We start from the raw sequence: 21,456 nt of genomic DNA, 5'->3' as shown, positions 1-21,456 counted from the left end.
GGCAGTCCTTTTAACCATATACAATCAAGCGTTCTGATGCTTTACTCCATGTGTAATCGTCTAGAAAAGTTCTCCTTGAACCATCTTTCCACCCAAGCGCTCCAGCACCTCTGGTTCATAATCCTGAAAATAAGCTGAGCTGATTCGCTGACTCGGCTCTATGATCTGTTTTGTGCCATTGGTAGAGGTACGCAGTCGACAGCTGTATACGATTGGAAAATAATCTTGAAGGAACTTCCCTTCAACATGTGCTGTCAGTGCAATGATCTGAAAACCAAGCTGTTCGGCAACAAAAAAAACAGGATGCAAGACGTGATCACTTGAAGCTTTGCCAAATGGATTATCCAGAATAACGGCTCGATGCCGCTTCATCTGGCTCTGAATATGCTGTTTTTTCTCAGAAACATAATTAAGCAAACCAAGAAACAAAGTCATATTTTTACTCCATTTTTCACCGCCTGACCAGCGATTTGACTGTTCCCATGAATATGTCGCTTTACTCAAACTCTGGTCATTACCGACTTTTCTGCAACTTACTTTCATAACCTCACCACTCAACACCACTTGAAGTAGTTGTCTCGTATCCAGCCACTTCTCCAGATTACGACGAATCTCATTACTCCCCTGGCTATTACCCACCTGTGAATCCGGCCTGGTCAGTCGTTCCAACTGCTGTACAATCCAGTCAATGTGCTGACGGATTCTTTCTTTCCCATCCCGATCATCCCAGTCAGGAATAGAGAAACTGAAGATATCTTTCCACCCATCCTCGGTCCGTACACGTGTTTTCTTCGGAATTTCACGCAATTCCTGGACAATCAGCTTCACATGGGTGTGGATATGGTGAATGAATTGCTGCAATTCCTTATCATGCGTCTGTAACGTCTGCTCCCATATATGGACCGCCATCTGGATACGCTGATTCATCGCTTGTTGAAATTCCGCCACTTCGCTGAACGTTCCTTTGGATTCGATTCCCTGGAGGGTCATCTGCTGCAACTTGACATCTTTTACCTGAATACGAACAAAGTCATTCATGCTTTGTCTTCCTTTTTTGACCTTATCCTGTTCCGTTTGCAAATTTCTATGGTCACGAATCAATTCCTGAACACAATCATTGGCATATGTTCGTCTATGGTATACGAATTCAGATTGTTCCTCCATCGTTAAGTCACTCGCCATCAGGTTCACATCCTCAAGTGCGTGCAGCATCATGTGCCTGTTCCAGAGACTCATGACTGCTTCCATATCATCCAGTTGTTTTGTGATAAAAGCGACCTGATTGCCCAATTGTTTCTCATGCTCTGCCAGTTGTTCGATTTCCATCGCCAGACGTTCCTGAACAAGTGCTAGTGGTTCATGGAACGCTTCCGGTTTCGCTACGCCGAAACGTTCTTCGTACTGTTTGCGCATATTCTCCAAAGCGCCTTCCTCACGGGCAAATGTTTGTTCGATTTGTTTAAATTCACTGTTCAATCGAAATAATCGTTCCTCTGCTGTAACCTTATCCTGCCAGAGCACCGATTTCTTCTCTTCTGACTGGATCGGAACAAGCAGGTCCTCAATCAGTCCCGAATGCTCTTTTTTCAGCATCTCCATCTGCTGTGCATATTCCTGTGCCCTGCTCTTATACTCCTGTAACTGTTGCTCCAGCATCGTACGCTCTACAGCTATTTGATTACGGCGCAGATGGAGGGTTTTACGAATTTCCCGTAAGGTAGACAAAGACTCTTCCGTCGCTTTCGCAGTATAGTGCTCGATTTCCTGATATACTTCCTGTTGCTCAAGTAGTTGAACCGCGGATGCGATTTCCTGAATAGATGCTTTACACTTGTCACCGTCTGCTTCCGCCAGGTTCAGTTCGCTTTCCAGTCGCAACTGTTTTGCTTGTAACCATGTTCTGGAATCCTTTAATTTCTTTATTTCATGTTCCAGTTTGCTCACTTCACCCGCGATAATCTGGTACCTCCTGGCAGCTTGCAGTGACTGACCCAACCGAAGAATACTTGCATTCAGATGTTCGATCGTTTTCTTGCGCGTATCCTGCGTCTCGCGATTCACATTCAGTTCGTAATCCGTTCGATCCAATTCACGATCGAGCTTCACGATCGCCCCTTGTTCTCGAAGACGTTGCTGTTCAAGGTCCTGCTGTATATGCAGCGGATAACGCTCCAGAAAGCTTGTCAATTGGCCGCGTACATGTTCCCACGTCGTGATCTGTGCTTCCGTATGTTCACGTTTTTGCTGTGCTTCCCTTGCCTCTTCATACAAAAGAGATTTCCATGAAGCAAATGACTCCGGTTGCTCGTTGTTAAGCCAGTGAGATGGAATAATCCATTCCGAATGACTACCCGATACCTCAACTCCGTTACCTCGAATCCGTGCAAGGGCCTCCTGCGTACTCCAGACACGAACGGGAAAAGAATGCTCCCCTTTCATAGCTGCAAGCTTCCGGATCAACCCTTCCTTTTCATGTTCCGTTGTAATTAGCGTAACCGCCCAGAGGTGATCGTCATCAGCCCATTCTATCGGAGTTTCACCCCGTATCTCCTGCACATATTGTGTACCCAGTTTGAGCAACGAAAATTGAGCCTGCCACTGATGACACAATCGATAGATCACCGGATCAGCGAAAAAGGGTTCCTGTTCACCATGATCATCGACATAGCGCCACGATATCCGCTCCATTAATAACTGCTTCTCCTTATCCTGCTTCAAGCGCAAAATAGAATCATCGAGCCTGTCCCGAATAGACGTCTGTTTCTCATACACAGATTGTATCTGCGCCCAGTCTTTTCTGAGACCGGACAAGGCCAGCCTGACCTCCTCATAAGCGGTGTTAAGCTGAACCTCTTGCTCCTCAATCCGTGTCAGGAGTTGCTCTCTGGAGGAAAGCTCCTTGCCTCCATCCTTTCTCCGTTGCTCCAGTTCCTTACGTTGCTCCTCCAATTGCTTCAATTCCTGAAGGATATTGATCCGCTGGTGCTCCTGGCTCTGCTCTTCCTGAATCCAGACGGGAATCTGCTGTTCTACGTTCTCCAGTTGTGGATTCGATAGAATCTCACGAGCGATCTGGGAAATCTGTTCCCGCTTTAGCCGTTTTTCCGCTTCCTGGGCTGCCAGTTGCTCACCAAGTACACCCGCTTCCTTCCTGGCTTCAGCAGCTCTTTGTTTCAGCGATTCCATTTGGTTCAATTGATTTTGAAGAGTATTCTTCTGTTCACCAAGTACATGATTCAGATGTTGAAGTTCCAGTTCATATCCATATTTAAGCAAGGCACCATTGGTATGCCAATCCTGTTCCAGTTGCTTCTCATCTTCTGAAGTGTCCAGAGAGGCAAGTTGAGCTACAAGTCCGTTGATTTTGGCTTGCGTTCCTTGGGCATTTTCCCTGACTTGTGCATATTGCAAGGAGTAATATTGCTGCTCAGCCTGCTGCTTTCGGTCCGCTGCATCATCCCTCTCTTCCTGAATGTCGTGAAGTGAGGTGTACAATGTGTCCAGTTGTTGTTTATTCAGAGCCCATTTCATCGCTTCATTCGTTCTCGACCACGCCTCACGAGCATTCTTCAACTCCTGTTCGCGTAAGTGCAGTTGTTGCTTGTCTCCCATTAATTCCTTCTGTTGTGCTGTGGAGAGCAGCCAGTATGCCTTCGCTTTACCACGACTCTCATCATACTTTTTCTGCTGCAGATCCATGCTCCGGAACAGTTCCACATAACCGCTCAGACGAGCAGCAATCGAATTATTCTCTGCAATCTGCTCTTTCAGCTTCTTGTAGGTTTCGAAGCCTTCCCTGTGTTCCTCAAATATGCGCGCAAAAGAGTCCGGCTCAAACTCCTCAATCGAACGTTCTACCTCCGGTATCAATAATCGGTCAAACAACTGGCTCGTTGTTTTACATTCATCAAAAAATGCTTCAATTCCACCCTCACTACTATTAATTTTGACGATCGCTTCCCACTCACCGGAAATGATATGGAAATTTTTTTCAAGATAAGCTCTGTAATCCTTCAGCCGCGAAAATGTCTGTGCCTGCAGAGGGTAACGTTGTGCCATCCCCGAATAATAATCATGAATCTCACCCTTATCTGCAACACGTGCCCTGTCCATAACCTTCTGGGTGAACGGAAGTTCAGACAAGCCATGAGCATCGTTCTCCCCATATTCGTAAACATAACGATAGGAGTCAATGCCCGTCGAAGTTTGAAAAAGACTGACACTCGTCAGCGCATACCTGCGCCTGGGCTTCTCACTCAAAATCCATTCGATGGCAACATGAGCCGGCCCCTGTTCAAGTGAATACGTCTCCTTCACCTTGCGCCCCGCCAGATCTGCATGTGGCAATACAGCCTGCACAGCTGTCTGGATGAACACGGTCTTACCTCCGCCATTTTCCAGAACGATTGCCCCATTATGTCCATCCAAGATAAATGTTTCATCATTATATCGTTTATTGCCACCCTCGTAGACCACATGAGCAAAGCGAATTCTAGAGATCGACGGCATCGTTTTTCACCTCCGTTGTATATTCTGCATCTTTTTTATCTGTCTCGAAATGATATAAAAATTGCAAGATTCCACGGTTCGTATCCAGTTCCATGAAGAATCGCTGCACAATCACTTTCGTTTTCTCCGTCAAGGCAGTCTCTACCTCTCCTACCTGTTCAGCCAGATTCTGATCCAGCAAAAAACGTCGAACCGAATCAATAAAACTCAATCTGCTGATCGTATTGCCACTCTGACGTTTGGCCGTTTCCTTCAGATCATCCATGGCATCCCATTTCTCTACAATAGCTGCCCAATTATATGAAAATTGTTTCTCATACTGTCTCAACTGCTCGGGATCATGTTCCTTCAGGGTGTCAATTCTCTCCTGCACCAATGCGATCCATTCATCTGTAACAATAAAATCCCTTGTCGGTTCAAGGCTTTGATAACTATCATAGAACGACCCGATCAATGCGATAATAGCGACATACATCAAGTACAGATCCGCATTCACAGCCTGGCTGCGCAGATATGTCTTTTTCATCGCCTCATTCGAAATATGAAATGGAGAGAAGCGAACCCGTGGAATAAGATGTAATTGATCCCCTACCGAGATCAAAGTACAATCTACTGCGCTAGCGAACTGGTCAACCAAGCCGCGGATCAGGTCATCTGACATATATTGCTTGTGTGCTTCCTGTTCAACCACACCGCTTCGAGACAACTCCGTGTATATGCTAAATGCGCTCATGACGGTTTCATTCTCATAGTTCATTTTCCCAGCCCCCACTTAATCGTCATTTCCTGAATCGCATAGCGGTCATTAATCCGAATGACAGAAGATTGCTCAGTCAATACAAGTTCACGATCACCTATTTGCTGAAGTGCCGCTTCCATCCCGTTTGCCTGATTTGCCCGTTCTCCTTCGGTGATAAATGACGTTATTGGAGACCGATGATGCAAAATGATCCAAAAGTCATAAAAAACACGACGAGCCAGCCAGTGCTGTCTGGTATCGTCGTCACGATAACGCTCTATGACCGTTGATAAAAGAATCTCTTCTCTTCCCTCCATCAGATCGAGAAGATCTGCCATAAATCCTGAAAATAACTGTCCGCGCTGCAACGTGAATTCATCCGGTTCCTCCGAGAGTGCAATCTCTTCCAGCAACCCCTGATCTGCTTTGTCCTCCCCATCATCTCCGGTCAGATTCTGTTCGCCAAACACAGTGAACAATGACCATTTTTTCTCTTGTTCCAGCTTGAAAAACGGGGATAGCACAGCACGAAGTGCTTCTAGTGGAAGGGGCGAACCTACGATGACACTAACCAGATCCTGATCAAAATTAAACGAATTCATCCCTGTCAGATACAATGATTCCTTTGCTGCATGCAATGCGCTGCTCTTGAGCTGCATACTTCGCTCCAAAAGGCTTGTGTGTCGCCCATGAACCTTCTCAAGTTCTGACCCGATACGTAGAATGTAGGCATATGCCTGGTGTTGTTTATCCTGGAGGGTATCTGAGTAAATTCTGGCCCTGGTTTCTTTGACAAAATCACGCAATTCCTCGATTTCTTCATTCTCACGCTGTAATCGTCCATAAATGTCATCAAGCAGACTCCCATACTTGAGGAGTGTATCCTCGGACACAATACTTCGTTTGATCTCATGAGTAAGCTTGACCATTCGTTCTTCCAATGTCTCCACGTCTACCTGCATCTCATTGATCTGCCGTAGCGCCCCAAGAAACTCGCCTTTTTCCAACTGTTTTCTCAGGACAAGCTGGTGAATAGACAGTTGAAACTCTACATAAAATTCTTTGGTCGCGAATACCAGTTCCAATCCATCCTCATCGAGCGCATAGTATTGCGTATTGGTCTCGCTGTCGTAAGCACTGGCCCTCAAAATGGACGTATGTATAACTTCCTGCTCTCCCCGTTCCCAATTATAAAATGTAAATGCCCGTTTACGACCGGAAGCGGGACGAAACACCTGAATAATAGAACGTGAACATTCTTCATATTGGTTCAGATTGAGCTGGTATCTGGCATGAGTCACTGTATGCAAATATTGAGCCAGGTCCCTTGCACCCGCCCGGTGATTCCGAATCAACTTCTGTTCAAAGAAAAAAAGCAGCGTCAGCATGCCCAGTTCCATCATATCCAGACTGTTGCCCTGCTGATCGGATTGCTTTTTACGTTGAAGCTCAAATAGAGGATCAAACAGGGCAATCTTACTCATTCTGCCTCTGAATCCTGTCAAGGACTCCTCAATCCCGAGGGACTCTGTTATATATACCAATCTGTATCCCTCCATATCTCCTGAAGCTCGTATGCCGACAGACTCTCTTGGGGGTAATAGCCACCACTCTGCAAACATTGTTGTAGATGCTGCTGTTCCTGCTGGGAGAAATGCGATTGAAAAGCAGCAAGCGCTTCATGGTTCACCCGTTGATTTTGTTTACCTGCTGCACATACTTTTTGAAAACATGCACGGTAGAATGGGAGTGCCGGTTTCATTTCCCGTTTGTGGGAAACCTCGTGCCATATCTGAATTCCTGTGTGATCAATGTCTCCAAAATAGTAAAATTGATGCAATCTGTCCTGCAAAGGAAATTGTTTATCAAACATTTCAATATTGCCTACGATTTTGTTCCCGCAACCATAGATCAGGGTATGAAAACAACTTTCTGTCATTACAGGCAGCAGTGCCTGAAAAGTCGTTTTATTCTCTACCACCAGATGCAGACACAGTGACTCTTTTTCGACAAAGGATTTATTCATCATGCCAGGGTTAACCGCCATCATTAACGGGTCATATTCCGCCCTGATCAGCAACTTGTCCCACAAGCCCAGACGGATGAGGGTCGCCTTTCCGCCTTGCTCCATGATCCATTTCTCATCCTGAACCAGCGCATAGCTGCGTTCCGATGCTGACACAACATGTTCAGGCAAACCATACTTTTTCAAATATTGATCAATCTGCCCAACTGCGGGAGCATCCTTCTCCCACGTCTCTTCCCCATGCTTGTAATACAGTTCCAGTGAAATCGAAGGATGCATCTCCAGACCGAGCCTTTGTAACCTTGCCTGAAAACCCTGTCTCAGCATCCCGTGTCCAATCCTGAAACGAAGCGCCAGCGAGGGCGTCTTGCCGTTCCTGCCAACCGTCTTCATATCACTCATATAACCCTCTTGCACAAGTTCTCCGATCGCCTGAGCAAAAGACTCATAATCTATAATCTCCCCGACAAATAATTGTTGCAACTGTTCCAGCCACAGAGTTGACCGTTTATTCTGTTCAAGATACCTTCTCATGATTATTTTGGGATCAATCGTGAACTACCCCTATCTACCTTATTTTCTAAAGCCAGTATAACATATCAATTCCTGCAGACACCGGAATGTCAGCGCTAACATAAAATGAAAAAAAGCTGTTAAGGATCTTCGCTTCTGCGAATTCCGGGATCGCCCTCTCACTCACGATGGGAGTGGCATGAAAGCAGGGCGAGCTAATCGCTAAGGAATCTGAGACGTCTTATTCAGGGCTTTGAAGTCTCAGCCTAAATCTAAGAAACCTGAGACACGCTATATTGGACTGTACGGAAATTTTCAGCATTTTTGTGAGGGTACTTTGGTAAATAACGTGTCTCATGTTCCTTACGTTTGAGAAATAGGGCCTACGGGACAAATAAGACGTCCTGGATTCCTTAGAACATCGTCTGACCCTTAATCATTCTCCAGGGCTCACCAGCTTGACTTCAAGATTTCTTTGAAATTTCCCAAGTTCTCCTTGTTCAACTCCAAAATATTTAAGAAAATAGCAATAAATGCGATAACCTACTTGTAAATTGTATTATTCCGGGTATAATACTCGGTATATAGAAAAGCGTAGCTGACTGGAGTGAATAACGCCATGGATTCTTTGACACAAACCTGGGTTAACGATTATTTGGACTTATATAATTTTGCCCGTACAATAGAAGACTCGGAATGGGCTGAAGATATTCTCAGAAAGCTTCGTGATCAGAAGGATGCGTTGCTGGAGGAAGAACGAAAAGCTATCCTGCTCCGTGAATTGCTTATAAGTTATGACCGAATCAACAAGCAACTGGTGGATATTTTCAGCAAGCTAAGAGTCGCTTCAGAAGGATACCAGACTGAATCCTTGCAGGAGCAATGGTTCAAATTAAAGCTGATGCGTATCGATGTATCGCGGAAGATTCTTCAATATCAATAATAAATAAGAAAAAAAGCCGGTCTGCAGTTCGTCTGCTCAACCCGCCCTATTGAAAGGCTTACTATTTTGGACTGCATACAGTGAACTGTTCTGCAGAGTTGTAAAGCCCGCCAGCTTTACAAGTCGAACTTGTAATCAATGAATTACATGGATGCTTTCTTCATGTTGCTCATCATGCCCATCATAGTGGTCATCATTTCGTCGCACTCTTGCATGCAGGACATCATTTTATTCATATCCATGCCTTCCATCATGCTCTTGTCTTCCATACATTCCATCATCATCTTCATGGATTTCATTTTGCACATCATTTCTTCCATGCACATATTCATCATCATGTTCATCATCATCATATTTTCCATCATCCATACCTCCTATTAAAATGTAGTAGACTTCCTTTTTTTAGAATAAACGATAGCCTACGTAAAAGCAATCTTTTTCCTCTTGCATTTCCATAAAATTTCTTGTATAATACGCATTTAACTTATCAATCCAGTAGGGAATACAGGCTTTAATAGACACTGAATACAACAAAAGCTCAAGCATTGGCTGATCGCCGCAGGCTTGAGCTTTCTTCGTTATAAAATAGATCCCATATCCGTTTCTACACTGATTTGATTAAGCCAATCTTGGTGATCACCGTATCATATGGATCTAGTTCCACGGTTTGTTTTCCATGCTCCGTATCAATCGTCGTGGATTGAACCTGATCACTATTATTGATCACAACCAATATGTTGCTCTCAGGGTAGTAGGCACACTCGGTATACAAATTATCTGGAATATACTTCGCCTCACCCACCTCATTCCCGGCAAAACGAATCAGATTCTGGAGCAATCTCGTATTTTCCCAATTGAATTCGAACGAAGATAAGTAGATTCCTTGCCCTTTTCCGAAGGAGTGTGTGGACAATGTAATGTTGCCATCTGTCTCGTGCAATACCTCGGCTGTCCCATCCGTAAGATATATGCTACCTTTACCTTTTGACGCGATTTTAGCCCCTTCCGGCACCAGGCCGTGCGCATCCCCAACCTCATACGACCATTTTCCATGAACGACTCTTGCACCTGTATCCTCATCTACCCCAAGCACATGCGCCATTCTGAAAAAGCTGTCGTACCCGTGGGCCGCTGAAGGCTGGTTGATCCCCATAAAGGTACCGCCTTCGTACACCCACTGGGTCAGGATGTCTACACCTTGGTGGTCGTTCCAGTGCTCTCCACCACTCCAGGCAGAACCAGCGGAACCCGCATTAATGACAACATCCACATCCTTTAATACACCCTGACGAATATCATCAAAATCAATGAATTGGACCTCGATCGGTAAACCGGATAACGCCTCATTCACATGAATCAGATCATGCATATGCGTTTCATGAAAATGACCGGACAAGGTCCACGATCTTAACTTGCCCCAGCTATGCAGAACGGCTACCTTTGTCTTGATCTGATATGGTTTTCCCTCTTGATGCAGCTCTTTCATTTCCCTGAATTCATGGGCAATCTTCTCAATGTAATCCACAAAGTCCGGGTAAGGCTCAACCAGATGCAAATATCCACCTAGTCCAATCCGGTCGATCGACTCACGCAGCAGCGCTCGCCGAATATTAATCCAATATTTCTTCGCATCCAGGGTAGGATCTCCGCCCTCCTTGAAGGTAGGAAGCCCGCCTAAGCCAACTGGGAACAAGTATGGATGCAATCGAATCTCATGGGTATCAACCTTAACACCTGAGCACATTCTTGCCTCATAACCGGAGAACACACATTTGATCATGCCGTCGAATCCAAATTCCTCAAAGCGATCATTGTACGGCTCCATGCCTACCCAGCTGTCATCATAGAAGACATACGCCAGCTTGTCATGTTTGTGCACAATATCAATCAACTTTTTACCGAATTCAATGACAAAATCATTGATAAATGCCATCCAGTCCAATTTACGCTGATCCGCAGGCATATGAGTGACCTGATATTTACCGCCATTCACAAAGTCCTCAGCCGAGAGTGAATACCCATATTTTTGAGCAAACAGATCCAGCGCTCTCGAACTTACCGTGAAATCGTATGAACCCCAATCCGAGAACAGATGGCGATTCCGCTCATCACTGCCCCAGATCCAGGCGAAATTATAAAATAGGGATGTAAAACGTACAACCGTTGTTTCCGGATGGTTTTGACACCACGTTTCCATCCAATCCAGCAGATACGTTTGCGTGTCCGTATAGATCGGATCAATCTGCATCAGATGCTCTTTGTCCCAGTTATTCGTCGTATGATTGTACATGGAGATCTCTTCCCATATCCGATAGACCATGAAACTCACCGTGTATTTATGCCAAGGAGCAACGCCAGTAATCACAACATTGCCAGATTCCCTTTCATAATTCCACTGTCCTTTGGGAACTTCTTCACCAGTCGTTCGATCATAAACCTGCCAATATTTAAACGCTTCTTTGGAATCATTGACCCTGAATTGTTCAGCGAAGAAGTCCTCCATCAGATAGATCGATACATAATCCTGAACAGCGACCTTCGGATTCGTAATGAGAAAACATTGCTGCAGCTTATCCAGATTACGGGATGCCCACTCATTATGATCCCGAATAATGCAAATGGTTGAATAGATGCCATATCCGGCATTAATAATCTCATCGGACAATTTCGTACCGTCACTGTCACGGATTACATCGGCACCCCAGCGATCGGCAAGTTCCAGCGTCAGTGCTTCATAACCGGATTCTCCCGGTAGTGTAAAGGAGCCTTTAGTTGGTTTGGACAATGTGGTTCCCTCCCTATCTCAACATATCGGACAGAAAAGCGAGTGCCAGGCCCTGACCCCAGCCCTGAATCCAGTCTTTTGGAATATTGCGATAACCATCCCGATCCTTCATGACCGCCGTACCACCAGATACACCAAGCACGCGCCCATCTTCACTAATGTTGCTCAGGATGCCTTCCAATGCTTTTTGCACATATTTCGTATGCAGTGGATTGCCATTATTGATCATGGCTGCTGCAATACCAGCGGAAGCTGACACCTCTTCATACGATTCTTCGTCATCCAAAACCGTGCGCCACAAGCCGTTCTCGGTCTGTACCAATTTGAGAGCCGCCAATTGATCGCGAAGTGCACATTCTACATCCATACATTGCGGATACAAATACCAGTCTTTCAATTGCGGTTTCACTTGAGACATCGTATAGGCTCCCCAAGCGTTCGCTCTTCCCCAGTAAAATCCGGACATATGGTCCTTGTTGATATTGTTATAGCCGTGATACCACAGACTGCTGGTCGGATCTTGAAGGTATTTGATATGCCAGTAATACTGATTCAGCGCATCCTGAATCATGGCCTCATCTTTTAATTTGCTACCTACGCGGAGCAGGAAAAATGCCGCCATAAACAAGGTGTCCGCCCAAGCTTGTTCCGGGAAATCATTGGAAACGGATACCGTATGCTGAAGCACATTGTCTCCAAAGCGAAGCGCATGGTTCTGGAGATAATCGACTTTGCTGAGGACAATATCCCAATACTTCTGATCCCCGGTTTCTTCATATAAAGTGATGAGCACATGACCCATGGCACAAGTATTTACCGTCCAGCTCGGCAGACCCAGCTCGATATATTCGTCCGCCCATTTCACCAGCCTGTCCAGAATCTCTTGGTTGCCTGTCGTTTGATAGGCTCTGGATACGCCATAATAAGCCACACCGCCGGGCCAATCCCATGTCAGATCCATATCCAGTGTTTTCTTGGTAACGCTCTCGATTACGTTTAGAATGTGTTCCCTGTCATATTTTACTTGAAGCATTGTTATTCCCCTCTCCCTGCGCACACGCCCCCAAGTGCGCCCTGAGAGGTGTCCGTCCATTTTTGTAAACGCTTTACTTATTCCATTGTACGCAGTAAAATAGTCTCAATCTAAGCATATTCGCAACAAAACTGTGCAATTTCAATCATTTATACATAGGAGTCCTCGAAAATGCCCAAACCGAAGAAACCTGTCATTGAATATCGTCACTACAGTCTGCCCATTGATTTTCCTGTCCTTTTACTCAGTGGAGACCGCTGGAGAATATCCGATATCAAGAGTGAGCATCTTCATTTCCATAACCACATGGAAATTGGCATCTGTTATTCGGATGGAGGCATCATGGAGATTAAGGGGGAATCTGTGCCTTTTCGGGCAGGCGACATCACGTTCATTCCTCGTTATCTTCCGCATACCACATACAGTTCGCCTAATAACGCCAGCCTGTGGGCCTATATCTTTTTTTCACCGGAAGAGCTTTTCCGCCATTCGCTCAAAACCGCTCAAACTCATATTGAACCGAATTTATGGGCCATTCAGGGAACCAATTGCATTCTGAATAAGGAACAGTATCCCAAAATTCATACACTAGCAACATCAATCGTGGAAGAAATGAAGCAGCAGTCCCCCTACTATCGGGAGAGCGCGTACGGCTTGTTGATGTCTCTATATATCGAACTGCTTCGAATTCATGCGAGTAACGAGAGCTGGTCAGCGCAGGATCAGGAAAGGGACCTTCAAGGTGACTTGGTCATCTCACCCGTGCTGGAGTTTATCACCAAAAATTATATGATGCCCGTGACCATCGATTACCTCGCTGAACTGTGTCATCTGAGTACAACGCATTTTCGCCGCAAGTTCCATGAAATTATGGGAACCACACCGCTCGATTTTCTGAATAGTACCCGGGTCGAAGAGGCATGCAAGCGACTGAAAAGCACGGAGGCCTCCATTCTGTCCATCTCCGAGCAGGTCGGCTTCCGATCCATCTCCAGCTTTAACCGTTGCTTCGCCAAACTGATGGGAGAATCGCCCAAAGCCTGGCGCAAAGGGTCTCATACGGAAGCACAGTCTGCAAAAGCATCCATACTGGAATTTACCGGGTGGGTATAAAATAATGTGCAATGCTATAACCATACTCATAAAAAAGATACAAAAAAGCCCGAAAGTCGCAATGACTTTCGGGCTTTTTCAGTTCAAATCAATCACTTATGGTTTACAGCAGATCCAGTTCCACAAGCAATCTGCGGACAAGCGTCGCCATCTCGGCGCGAGTTATCGGAGCTTTTGGCTCAAGTGTCGTTGCCGATTTGCCTTGAATCAGACCCAGTTTCACCGCTTGTGCGGCACTGTCTTTCGCCCAATCAGACAACGTTGATGCATCGGTATAGCCGTCAAGGCTAGCAGCTGCACTACTCGCAGCTGGCGCAGCATGTCCTGCCATCTCGTATGCACGGATCAGCATGACCATCACTTGCTCACGTGTCATGGCATCCTGTGGACCGAAACGATTACCGCTGTAGCCCGTCATGAGGCCATAGGCAGTCGCTGTTTGCACCACATCGTTGTACCAATCCGCTACTTTAACATCTGCGAATGCTGTACTTGCGCCTGTGTCTGGTTTCAGGCCAAAGGCCCTCACCATCAGTGCAGCAAGCTCTGCCCGAGTCATGCTACGCGAAGGCTCATAGCGGGTAGATGACACGCCATTCAAGATGAGACGTGATGCCAGATCATGAACCGCTTCACTTGCCCAGTGACTCTTCATGTCGCTAAACGAAACATCATATCGGATCGGCAAGTACACACTGTTGGTCATACTGCTTGCGATGGCAACCATCCGGCCGTCCCGCACTTCGAAGCGGGTAGGTACATGCCGCAAGCTTCCATCAGCTTCAAGAACGACCACGGTCGATACGGAGCGTTCGTCCTCTCCAACCGGCAGATAAAGTTCTTTGGTTGTCATTTTCAAAAGCTTATCGATCTCGATTGACTTGCTACCATCGCTTGCCGTCATGTTGAAGGCAACCGGGGTTCCTCTCGGGATCATGCGGCCTTCACTGGCAAGCTTCGCAGCAAGCTGCTCGTATGCCTGATCCGGTTTACCTACATTCAAGCTTACTTTGATGTCCTCAGCCTTTTGCGCCGGGAACGCTGCTTCGAGTGCGTTCAGATCGATAGCATTCCAATCCAAACGGTAGCTGCCCCAATCGCTTTCCAGATCCATCGAAATATCTTTGGCAGCGAGTTGTTTAATCAAATCCGCATCCAGCTCGAAGCGTAGTTGCTCCAGTTGGCCTGCAACGTGCAAACGAATTCGCTGACCTTGCTTGACTGCATCCAGCAGCGCTTCTCGCACAGGATGAGCAACCACGGTTGGGCCACTTACGCCTGGCGTAACATCGACCAGCAACAATCCATCCTTCTGCACTGCATCCAGTTCCAGAGGTATCTTCAGGTCTCGACCTCCAACGGCACTATCAATGGCCACACCACCCACCGTCAACGGACCAACAGGCACATTCGATGCGGGTGGTTTGCTGCCGCCCGAACTTGGCTCGCTTGGCTCCACGCTTGAAGAGATCCGCTCATTCACCTTCACCGCAGCAGAGGATGCTGTCGTGAGTTTTGGCTCACTGGTTGTTCGTTTGGCGATAACAACCCACTCGCCTGGTTTTGCTTTGATGACTTTATCGGAAGGCAGCGTGTTCCATCCGCTGATATCCTGTTCAAATGTTGGCAGCATCACTTGCGATTGGTCCGTGAAAATGCGGTATGCCAGTTCACTGCCAACCATGTTGCCTTTGTGTCCGGCAGCGCTGATCGAGACACGTGTCTCTCCCTTTTTGCCCGTTCCGATTGTGGATGCTTTGATCGTATCCATGTAATCCGGTGGCGCAGCTCCCGTCTTCGGTGCAACAACGGAGACGATATCCGTTGTGCTAAGTTCAGTACCTTGCCATGTATAATCGGCCTGGATTAGAGCAGCTCCAACACGTTTTCCGTCAAGAAGACCATCATCTTGAACGGCTGCATTCGCTTCACCCATAACCACACTGTAGGTGATGCTATCGTTGTCTGCCAGTTCACGAGTCCCATCCGTATACTCCACATAAGTCTGAACCGCAGCTTGTTCTCCACCAGCAACAAGTTCTTCCGGCATAACCAGTTTCAGTCTGCGTGGCAGCTTGAAGTCGCCGTTCAGCACCTCGACAACGGCAGAGTTCACATTGCCTGCCGCGTCCTCGGTTTTAATTCGGAGACGGGTCTTCATGCGGTTCGCATCAATCGGCACCTCATGTTTAAAGACTCCGTTCTCGTCCGGTTTGAACTGTGCCAATTTTTGATCACTATCGGCATCCGTTACCGTCACTTCGGCATCGGTCATCGTTGTACCCTGTACGAGCGCAACGCCTCCCTGTGCCCGTTCGCCTTGTGAAGGCGAATCCAGATAGATCATCGGAGCCGTCGTATCCATTGTCACGTACAGCATCGTAACTGACGTATCCCCCGTGTTAGTATTTCGAGCTTTGAGCTGGACTGCATATACACCATCCACCTCAAAGTTGAACTTCAGCTTGTCTGTTGTTGCAAGGTTAGTTGTGCCGAGCGAACCATCGTCCGTCGAAGCCTCTACAACAACGTTCGACTGATTCGAAGCCACGTTCACGGTCACTTGATTCGAACTTGTAACAACCTCGTATTTGTTGTTGACCACTTGTTTGTTATCGAGCGAAAGCACTGGCCCTGTAGGGGCAGGAAGCAGCTTCGACCCGCTATACGTTGTTGTGGATAAACGAAGATTCGCTTGCTCATCGGAAGCCGGTTTGCGTGCGACCGTAACGCCCATACGATAAGATTTACCCGGCTCCAGTCCGGAATGGCGTACCTCTTTATCCTCCATCGCCATGGTGCCGTCTGCATTGCGCAGCACTTTTCCATCCGCACCCAGCTTAGGCGTTCCTAGTGCATTCCATCCGCCAACAGTCACATGATACTTGCCATCCTTGAGCGTAGCTTTCAAGTCGGATTCACTGTATCCTTCTTCGCCAAACGGATCATAAAGATGTCCTTGCTCATCCGATGCGGTCAGGATGTAAGTGAACTCCTCCGCTTCTTCTTCGGCTGTTTTCGTGATCGCCGGGAAAGCGACCTCGAACTGCCCGTTTCCGATGCTTCTCGTTTCCACCGCTGGCACAGCGTTCGGAGCAAGCGGATCTACGAGCGTATACCCTTCTTGTGAAGATAAGACAGAGAATGCCATGTCCGTTTTCAGTTCCGTACGCAGATAATATGTTCCTTGTTGCAGCAAACCACGAAGGTCTGCTCCGCCGAGGTACGCAATCTGCTTCACGTCAAAGGTCATCTCGCCGGATGCACGACCGTCAGCACCAATATCGGCACTTTCAATCTCGATTCCTTTGGCAATCATGATCCCCGGATCAACGGATTCATCCGGTGTAGGTGTTGCCTGCAAACGGTCCGAAGACAGATACAGATCAACCGTATCTCCCGGGGAAGCATTGTCCACGGTCCAGGTTGCTGTGAATTGGTCCGCATCCTGTGGATCTACCGCAAGTTCCGTCGAAGACAGTTCCGGCAGTACCGGAATGTTCATCAGCTTGGACTTGACCGATTGACTGGATGTCAGCGTCCAGCTTCCCGTTTTTGCATCGTCCTGTGGAATTGCAACATAGATCCGACGGATATCCGTTCCCTGAAGCTCTTCTTTTTTGGTCACTGTTGTACCGTCGCTCTTCAGATCACCCTCTTTAGGTGCTTTGATAATCTGTTCAAACGCCGTTGCGTTCCGATCGGTTGCTTCTCCGTACACGATATCGTACGTGCTTCCGTCGTCACGCTTCAGAGTCAGGGTAGGTCTGGTTGTTGTAAAATACTCTAATTCAAGGAGGGCATCCCCTGTCACTCCGCTCATCGGGATCACATGCGTTTTCCCTCCATTGGACGTACGAATGCCGCCAATTCCGAGATTTTGTGAGCTATCCTCAATCATATCAATGCCGTCCCCAACGGCGGTATACCGAATCTCGTAACGCTCAGGCTCCTCATTCTCCCACGAGGTCGCAAGCGTCTCGATTCCCGTTCCGATCTGTAACAGGCGCGGACCCTGTTCTGGATCATTAATCGACAGGTGTGCGAGTGCCTCGTTATCCAATGCCGATCCATCGGTCATAAACGAGATGCCACCGCCCCAGTAATATTTGATGCCCAAGGTGAGGAACAACAAGGAAATCCCTGCCCACAGCTCATCGTTATTCACGCCTGCACGGGTTCCAAATCCTAAACCGCCGACAACCGGCACTGAACTTGGTATTTGTATTTTGGAGCTGACCATGCCTTCAAAATCGACTCGTCCCTTCTCCAGGTTCTCGCCGATAAAGAGGCTGGCGCTGCCCACGATGATATCCCATCCACCGACATCAATCTGTGCCCTGGCTCGGATAAACATCGGGCTGGCCCATTGGGTCTGGACAAGCGCTTCCGTCAACATCGGGATGACTTTGCTGCCTTCACCAAAGCCGAGTTTTCCCACCACTTTGAAGCCGGTAGCTTTGAGCGTAAGGTCTACACTACCTGAGAATACAGCCGGCTTCTGTCCCAGCTCCATGTCGATGCCTGCCTCCAGCGTCAGGGGCAAGCGCTCGGTACCACCGGCAATCGTCATCGCAAGTTCACGGATGGCCCCGCGAATACTTGAGATTTTGGTAGCCGGATTGATCATGATGCCCGGATCAGGAAGGTCCGATCCAAAAGCAATGACGTCTGGAATAATCCGTCCGTCGGGAACCCGTTTAAAGGCAAGCTCCGCACTAATGGAGAACAAGTTCTCCAGTTTAGCCTCGAAGTTAACGCCGTACGAATTCATTACGCCGTATTTGTTCGGGTCTTTATAGTGTGTAACATTGATACCGCCTTTTACGCTATCCTCGGAGTCCGGTTTGAACAAACCAATACTGTTATTCAGCTCAAACGCCAGTGAGGAGTCGATGCCCACGAATCCCGATTGGTTGAACATAACGTTGCTTACTTCCCCATTTACAATAAACATCTTCATTGCACCACCGAAGGACACCCCATCCTGCCGAAGCACAAAGTCATTGAGTTTCAACCCAAAGCCATTCAGCGAGAAGGTAGGTGTTGAAAACAACGTATGTTTATTAAAGTACACATAGGAGACAAGCAGATTGCGGTATGGATTGAGCGCATCGCCCAGCATACCATTAGCCCATGTCAGGGTTCCGTTCAGAGTAGGGTCTTCCGGATTGCGTCCTTCCTCCCATGCCTGCTCTTCATCCGTCAGCTTCGATTCCGTTCCGAGTGACTTATCGAATCCGTTGTAGAAATCAACGGTCCATTCGCCAGAATGGAATACGAAACCGCTATTCGCCACGCTTAGGGTACCGTCGCCACCCACAAAGAGGGTTTGCAAGAACGGCGTGTCGGTATTTGCTCTCAAGTCTTTGGCGAGCGGGAAATTCCCCGTTGAAATGGTGAGGTCTTTCCCGCTGTAAGCTACACTCTTGTTGAGAATCGCAGGTTCAGTATCCGATTGAACCGTATATTGGGCGTTTGCACCCGTACCGGACTGCACGATCTTACCGCGCACTTCCAGAACAACCTCCTGCTCGGTATCATCATCAAGTCCTTTTTTGAACGTTTCGAATGCTGCTTCATTTTCGAACGTTTGGACCGCATATACCGGCGAAGCCGATGCATCGATGGCTCCAGCTACATCGAGAGCAGGGTCCAGTTTGCGTGAAGCTGCTACCATTTCCTGCTTGGCAGCAGTCAGTCTCGCCCGATCCTGATCCAGCTTTGTTTTGAACTGCGCGTCCGTCAGGTTACCATACGTCCATGGCAGCACGCTCGCAAACGTCGCTTTCTCACCAGCACCTGCATTTAGGTCCAGTTTAGTTTTATACACAGCGAGAATTCCGGCTTTGCGAACCCGGTTCTCTTCGTTCTCGGTGATGGCAAAAGTCTGGTCTGTCTTGAAGCTCAGCGCTTCGGCCAGCTCGGGAATTGACTTGTCCCGATAGTCCACTTGCACAGCATATTCCCCAAGTGGCAAGAACGCATCGTTCAGCACTTCAAGTGTTGTGCCGTCCGCCTTCACCTTTTCCCCGCCACGATATACCAGCTTCAAATCTCCCGCGAACCCGTTTCCAAGTGGCTGGGATGTTACGGAACGGGTCACCGGCACTTTGTAACGATCCCCGTTCTTCACGTTCACCAGATACATGTCAAAGTTGGCAGCGGTAGACGTTGCTTCATTGCCGACATTGTAGGCAGCGATATTGGACACGTTCAGCGTGATGTACTTCTCGTCCTTGCTGTACGCTTCCTCCGGTGACATGGCGTAGACCAATGTCTCTCTTAATTCGCCAACCGGTGGCAGGAAAATAAAACCTGCTCTTGACGATTCATAGATTGCTCGAATTTCCGATTCCGGAAGCCCTTCGCTCTCTTGAGCGGCCGTCTCCAGCTTTTTCTCTGTCTCCGGGCTGCTCACCGTCACCATATACTGGCGCGTTGAAGGCCAGGCTTTGCCTGTACCCTTCACTCGCCATTTGGCTGCGACAACCTCGCCCGGTTTATACGGAAGGAATTCAATGCCCTGTGCAGCTTGTTCCGGCGGAACATCCTTGCGGAAGGTAAGCTTCTGGCTCGCTGCATTGAGTTCCTTCCCATTCTCATCCACAAAGCTCAGACCGTTCTCCAGTGTCAGAGTCACATCGATTTGACTATGGTTGGTGTTGAACATCTCCAGGTTCTCAATCTCCGTGTTCACTTCGAACACGCCGTCATTCACGTAACCCGTCTCTTCCTCATTCGTCTCCAGCTTTTGCGTTGGATCAAGGAAACGAACATCGAATACCTTCTCGGGGGATACAATCTCCCCCAAGCCGTATACCAGTTCATACGAGTGCTGGCCGCCAGCTTGAACCGTATCAGGCTCCCAATAGAAAGCCACGGCCGTATCAGCTGTACCGTAGTCATTTGTATCCTGCGTAAAATCAAGATTCTCGTCCGGTTCATATTCCCACTTCGTTCCGGCGAGATTGGCCCAATGCCCTACCACCATTTCATCAACGACGTTAATACCGCCCTCGAACAAGTTGTTGAATCCATAGGCAATGACATTCGTCGCCATCGGATTGCTCAGATCAAGCTTGTCCCGCATCACCCAGTAAGGTGGCAGCTTATGCAGATTGTACGCCTGCTCGTCCACGTTTTTGTCATAACCGAGCTTCTCTGGTTCGTGAACCAGTTTGCGCTCCACCGTAAGTGGAACGGAATAATTCTGCCCGATCTGGAAGGCTGGGCCATCATTGCCGCCGACCGACGTGTCCAGCAACACACGTGACCCGATCTCTACCTTGGCATTTGTCGTATTATCCACTACATATTGAACACGCGCATTACCGCCCTGATCCTTGTCTTCCTTTAACAGCAAAGTGATCACTTGGCTAATACGAATGCCTTGAACGGTCCATACGGTAACCAGACTCTGGGTACCGTCATTACCCGTAACGACCTTCGGAGGTGTAACTTCCGAGGTCCAGTTCGGTGCCATTTTGTACGGATTACCGAAGATCAGATCCGTTCCGTTGATGCGGAATGTCGTGAACGACGTCTCCGGGTTATCTCCACCAAAGATCATATCCACGCCGTTATCCTTTTTGCGGATTGGCTGGCCGTCTTCTGTACGAATGCTGAAGCGCCCACTTGCATTGTCCACTGTTACCTTGATAAACCCGTTCTTAATGGATGTCGTTCCCGCTGAGGAAACGGCCGCTGCCGCGATGTGAAGCGGCAAGACGCTGATCAGCATGACCATGGCCATCAACGTTGCGATTATCCGAATAATTTTGTTCCGTCGCAT

The 21,456-nt window shown here is 47.8% G+C and carries 10 protein-coding genes; 2 read left to right on the top strand and 8 right to left on the bottom strand.

What is annotated here, in order from left to right; translation table 11 throughout:
- Nucleotides 1–60 precede the first annotated feature (60 nt).
- The 4 genes from NYE45_RS04075 to NYE45_RS04060 are packed head-to-tail and all read right to left on the bottom strand — an operon-like array spanning nt 61 to nt 7,808.
- Nucleotides 61–4,509, bottom strand: a complete 4,449-nt coding sequence (locus NYE45_RS04075; protein WP_340015713.1) for a chromosome segregation ATPase — start codon at nt 4,507–4,509, stop codon at nt 61–63.
- On the bottom strand, nt 4,493–5,266 hold the full coding sequence (locus NYE45_RS04070) for a DUF6063 family protein (RefSeq protein WP_340015712.1): 774 nt from the start codon (nt 5,264–5,266) through the stop codon (nt 4,493–4,495). The genes NYE45_RS04075 and NYE45_RS04070 overlap by 17 nt, the downstream gene beginning before the upstream one ends.
- Nucleotides 5,263–6,792 carry a replicative DNA helicase gene (locus NYE45_RS04065; protein ID WP_340015711.1) on the bottom strand — a complete coding sequence of 510 codons (1,530 nt, stop codon included), beginning with the start codon at nt 6,790–6,792 and terminating at the stop codon, nt 5,263–5,265. Before NYE45_RS04065 ends, NYE45_RS04070 begins: the two co-directional genes overlap by 4 nt.
- Nucleotides 6,780–7,808, bottom strand: coding sequence for a Wadjet anti-phage system protein JetD domain-containing protein (locus NYE45_RS04060; RefSeq protein WP_340015710.1), 1,029 nt, complete (start codon nt 7,806–7,808; stop codon nt 6,780–6,782). The genes NYE45_RS04065 and NYE45_RS04060 overlap by 13 nt, the downstream gene beginning before the upstream one ends.
- A gap of 598 nt (nt 7,809–8,406) precedes the next feature.
- On the opposite strand from NYE45_RS04060, the gene NYE45_RS04055 reads away from it, so the two are divergent.
- On the top strand, nt 8,407–8,730 hold the full coding sequence (locus NYE45_RS04055; RefSeq protein WP_062836294.1) for a hypothetical protein: 324 nt from the start codon (nt 8,407–8,409) through the stop codon (nt 8,728–8,730).
- 143 nt (nt 8,731–8,873) lie between these two features.
- On the opposite strand, the gene NYE45_RS04050 is transcribed toward NYE45_RS04055, so the two are convergent.
- The 3 genes from NYE45_RS04050 to NYE45_RS04040 form a co-directional block, all read right to left on the bottom strand.
- Complete coding sequence (locus tag NYE45_RS04050) at nt 8,874–9,092, bottom strand: hypothetical protein (protein WP_056692804.1); 219 nt, start codon at nt 9,090–9,092, stop codon at nt 8,874–8,876.
- 242 nt (nt 9,093–9,334) lie between these two features.
- Nucleotides 9,335–11,515: a 1,3-beta-galactosyl-N-acetylhexosamine phosphorylase gene (gnpA, locus tag NYE45_RS04045; protein WP_340015709.1), complete on the bottom strand. Its 2,181-nt coding sequence runs from the start codon at nt 11,513–11,515 to the stop codon at nt 9,335–9,337.
- A gap of 13 nt (nt 11,516–11,528) precedes the next feature.
- Complete coding sequence (locus tag NYE45_RS04040; protein WP_340015708.1) at nt 11,529–12,548, bottom strand: glycoside hydrolase family 88 protein; 1,020 nt, start codon at nt 12,546–12,548, stop codon at nt 11,529–11,531.
- A 171-nt stretch (nt 12,549–12,719) separates the two neighbouring features.
- Between NYE45_RS04040 and NYE45_RS04035 the strand changes: the two genes are divergently transcribed.
- Nucleotides 12,720–13,661, top strand: coding sequence for an AraC family transcriptional regulator (locus tag NYE45_RS04035; RefSeq protein WP_340015706.1), 942 nt, complete (start codon nt 12,720–12,722; stop codon nt 13,659–13,661).
- A gap of 103 nt (nt 13,662–13,764) precedes the next feature.
- Here NYE45_RS04035 and NYE45_RS04030 read toward each other — a convergent pair whose 3' ends face one another.
- Complete coding sequence (locus tag NYE45_RS04030) at nt 13,765–21,456, bottom strand: S-layer homology domain-containing protein (RefSeq protein WP_340015704.1); 7,692 nt, start codon at nt 21,454–21,456, stop codon at nt 13,765–13,767.

Origin of the sequence: Paenibacillus sp. FSL K6-1318 (assembly GCF_037976905.1) — a bacterium.
In the GTDB taxonomy this organism is placed as follows: domain Bacteria; phylum Bacillota; class Bacilli; order Paenibacillales; family Paenibacillaceae; genus Paenibacillus; species Paenibacillus amylolyticus_A.
The sequence above is the reverse complement of the archived record's forward strand: the minus strand, read 5'-3'. Positions and strand labels throughout refer to the sequence as shown.

Excerpts from the sequence above, each read along its gene's own strand:
- NYE45_RS04075 (WP_340015713.1), bottom strand. The coding sequence starts at position 4,509 with ATGCCGTCGATCTCTAGAATTCGCTTTGCTCATGTGGTCTACGAGGGT.
- NYE45_RS04070 (WP_340015712.1), bottom strand. The coding sequence starts at position 5,266 with ATGAACTATGAGAATGAAACCGTCATGAGCGCATTTAGCATATACACG.
- NYE45_RS04060 (WP_340015710.1), bottom strand. The coding sequence starts at position 7,808 with ATGAGAAGGTATCTTGAACAGAATAAACGGTCAACTCTGTGGCTGGAA.
- NYE45_RS04055 (WP_062836294.1), top strand. The coding sequence starts at position 8,407 with ATGGATTCTTTGACACAAACCTGGGTTAACGATTATTTGGACTTATAT.
- NYE45_RS04050 (WP_056692804.1), bottom strand. The coding sequence starts at position 9,092 with ATGGAAAATATGATGATGATGAACATGATGATGAATATGTGCATGGAA.
- NYE45_RS04040 (WP_340015708.1), bottom strand. The coding sequence starts at position 12,548 with ATGCTTCAAGTAAAATATGACAGGGAACACATTCTAAACGTAATCGAG.
- NYE45_RS04035 (WP_340015706.1), top strand. The coding sequence starts at position 12,720 with ATGCCCAAACCGAAGAAACCTGTCATTGAATATCGTCACTACAGTCTG.
- NYE45_RS04030 (WP_340015704.1), bottom strand. The coding sequence starts at position 21,456 with ATGCGACGGAACAAAATTATTCGGATAATCGCAACGTTGATGGCCATG.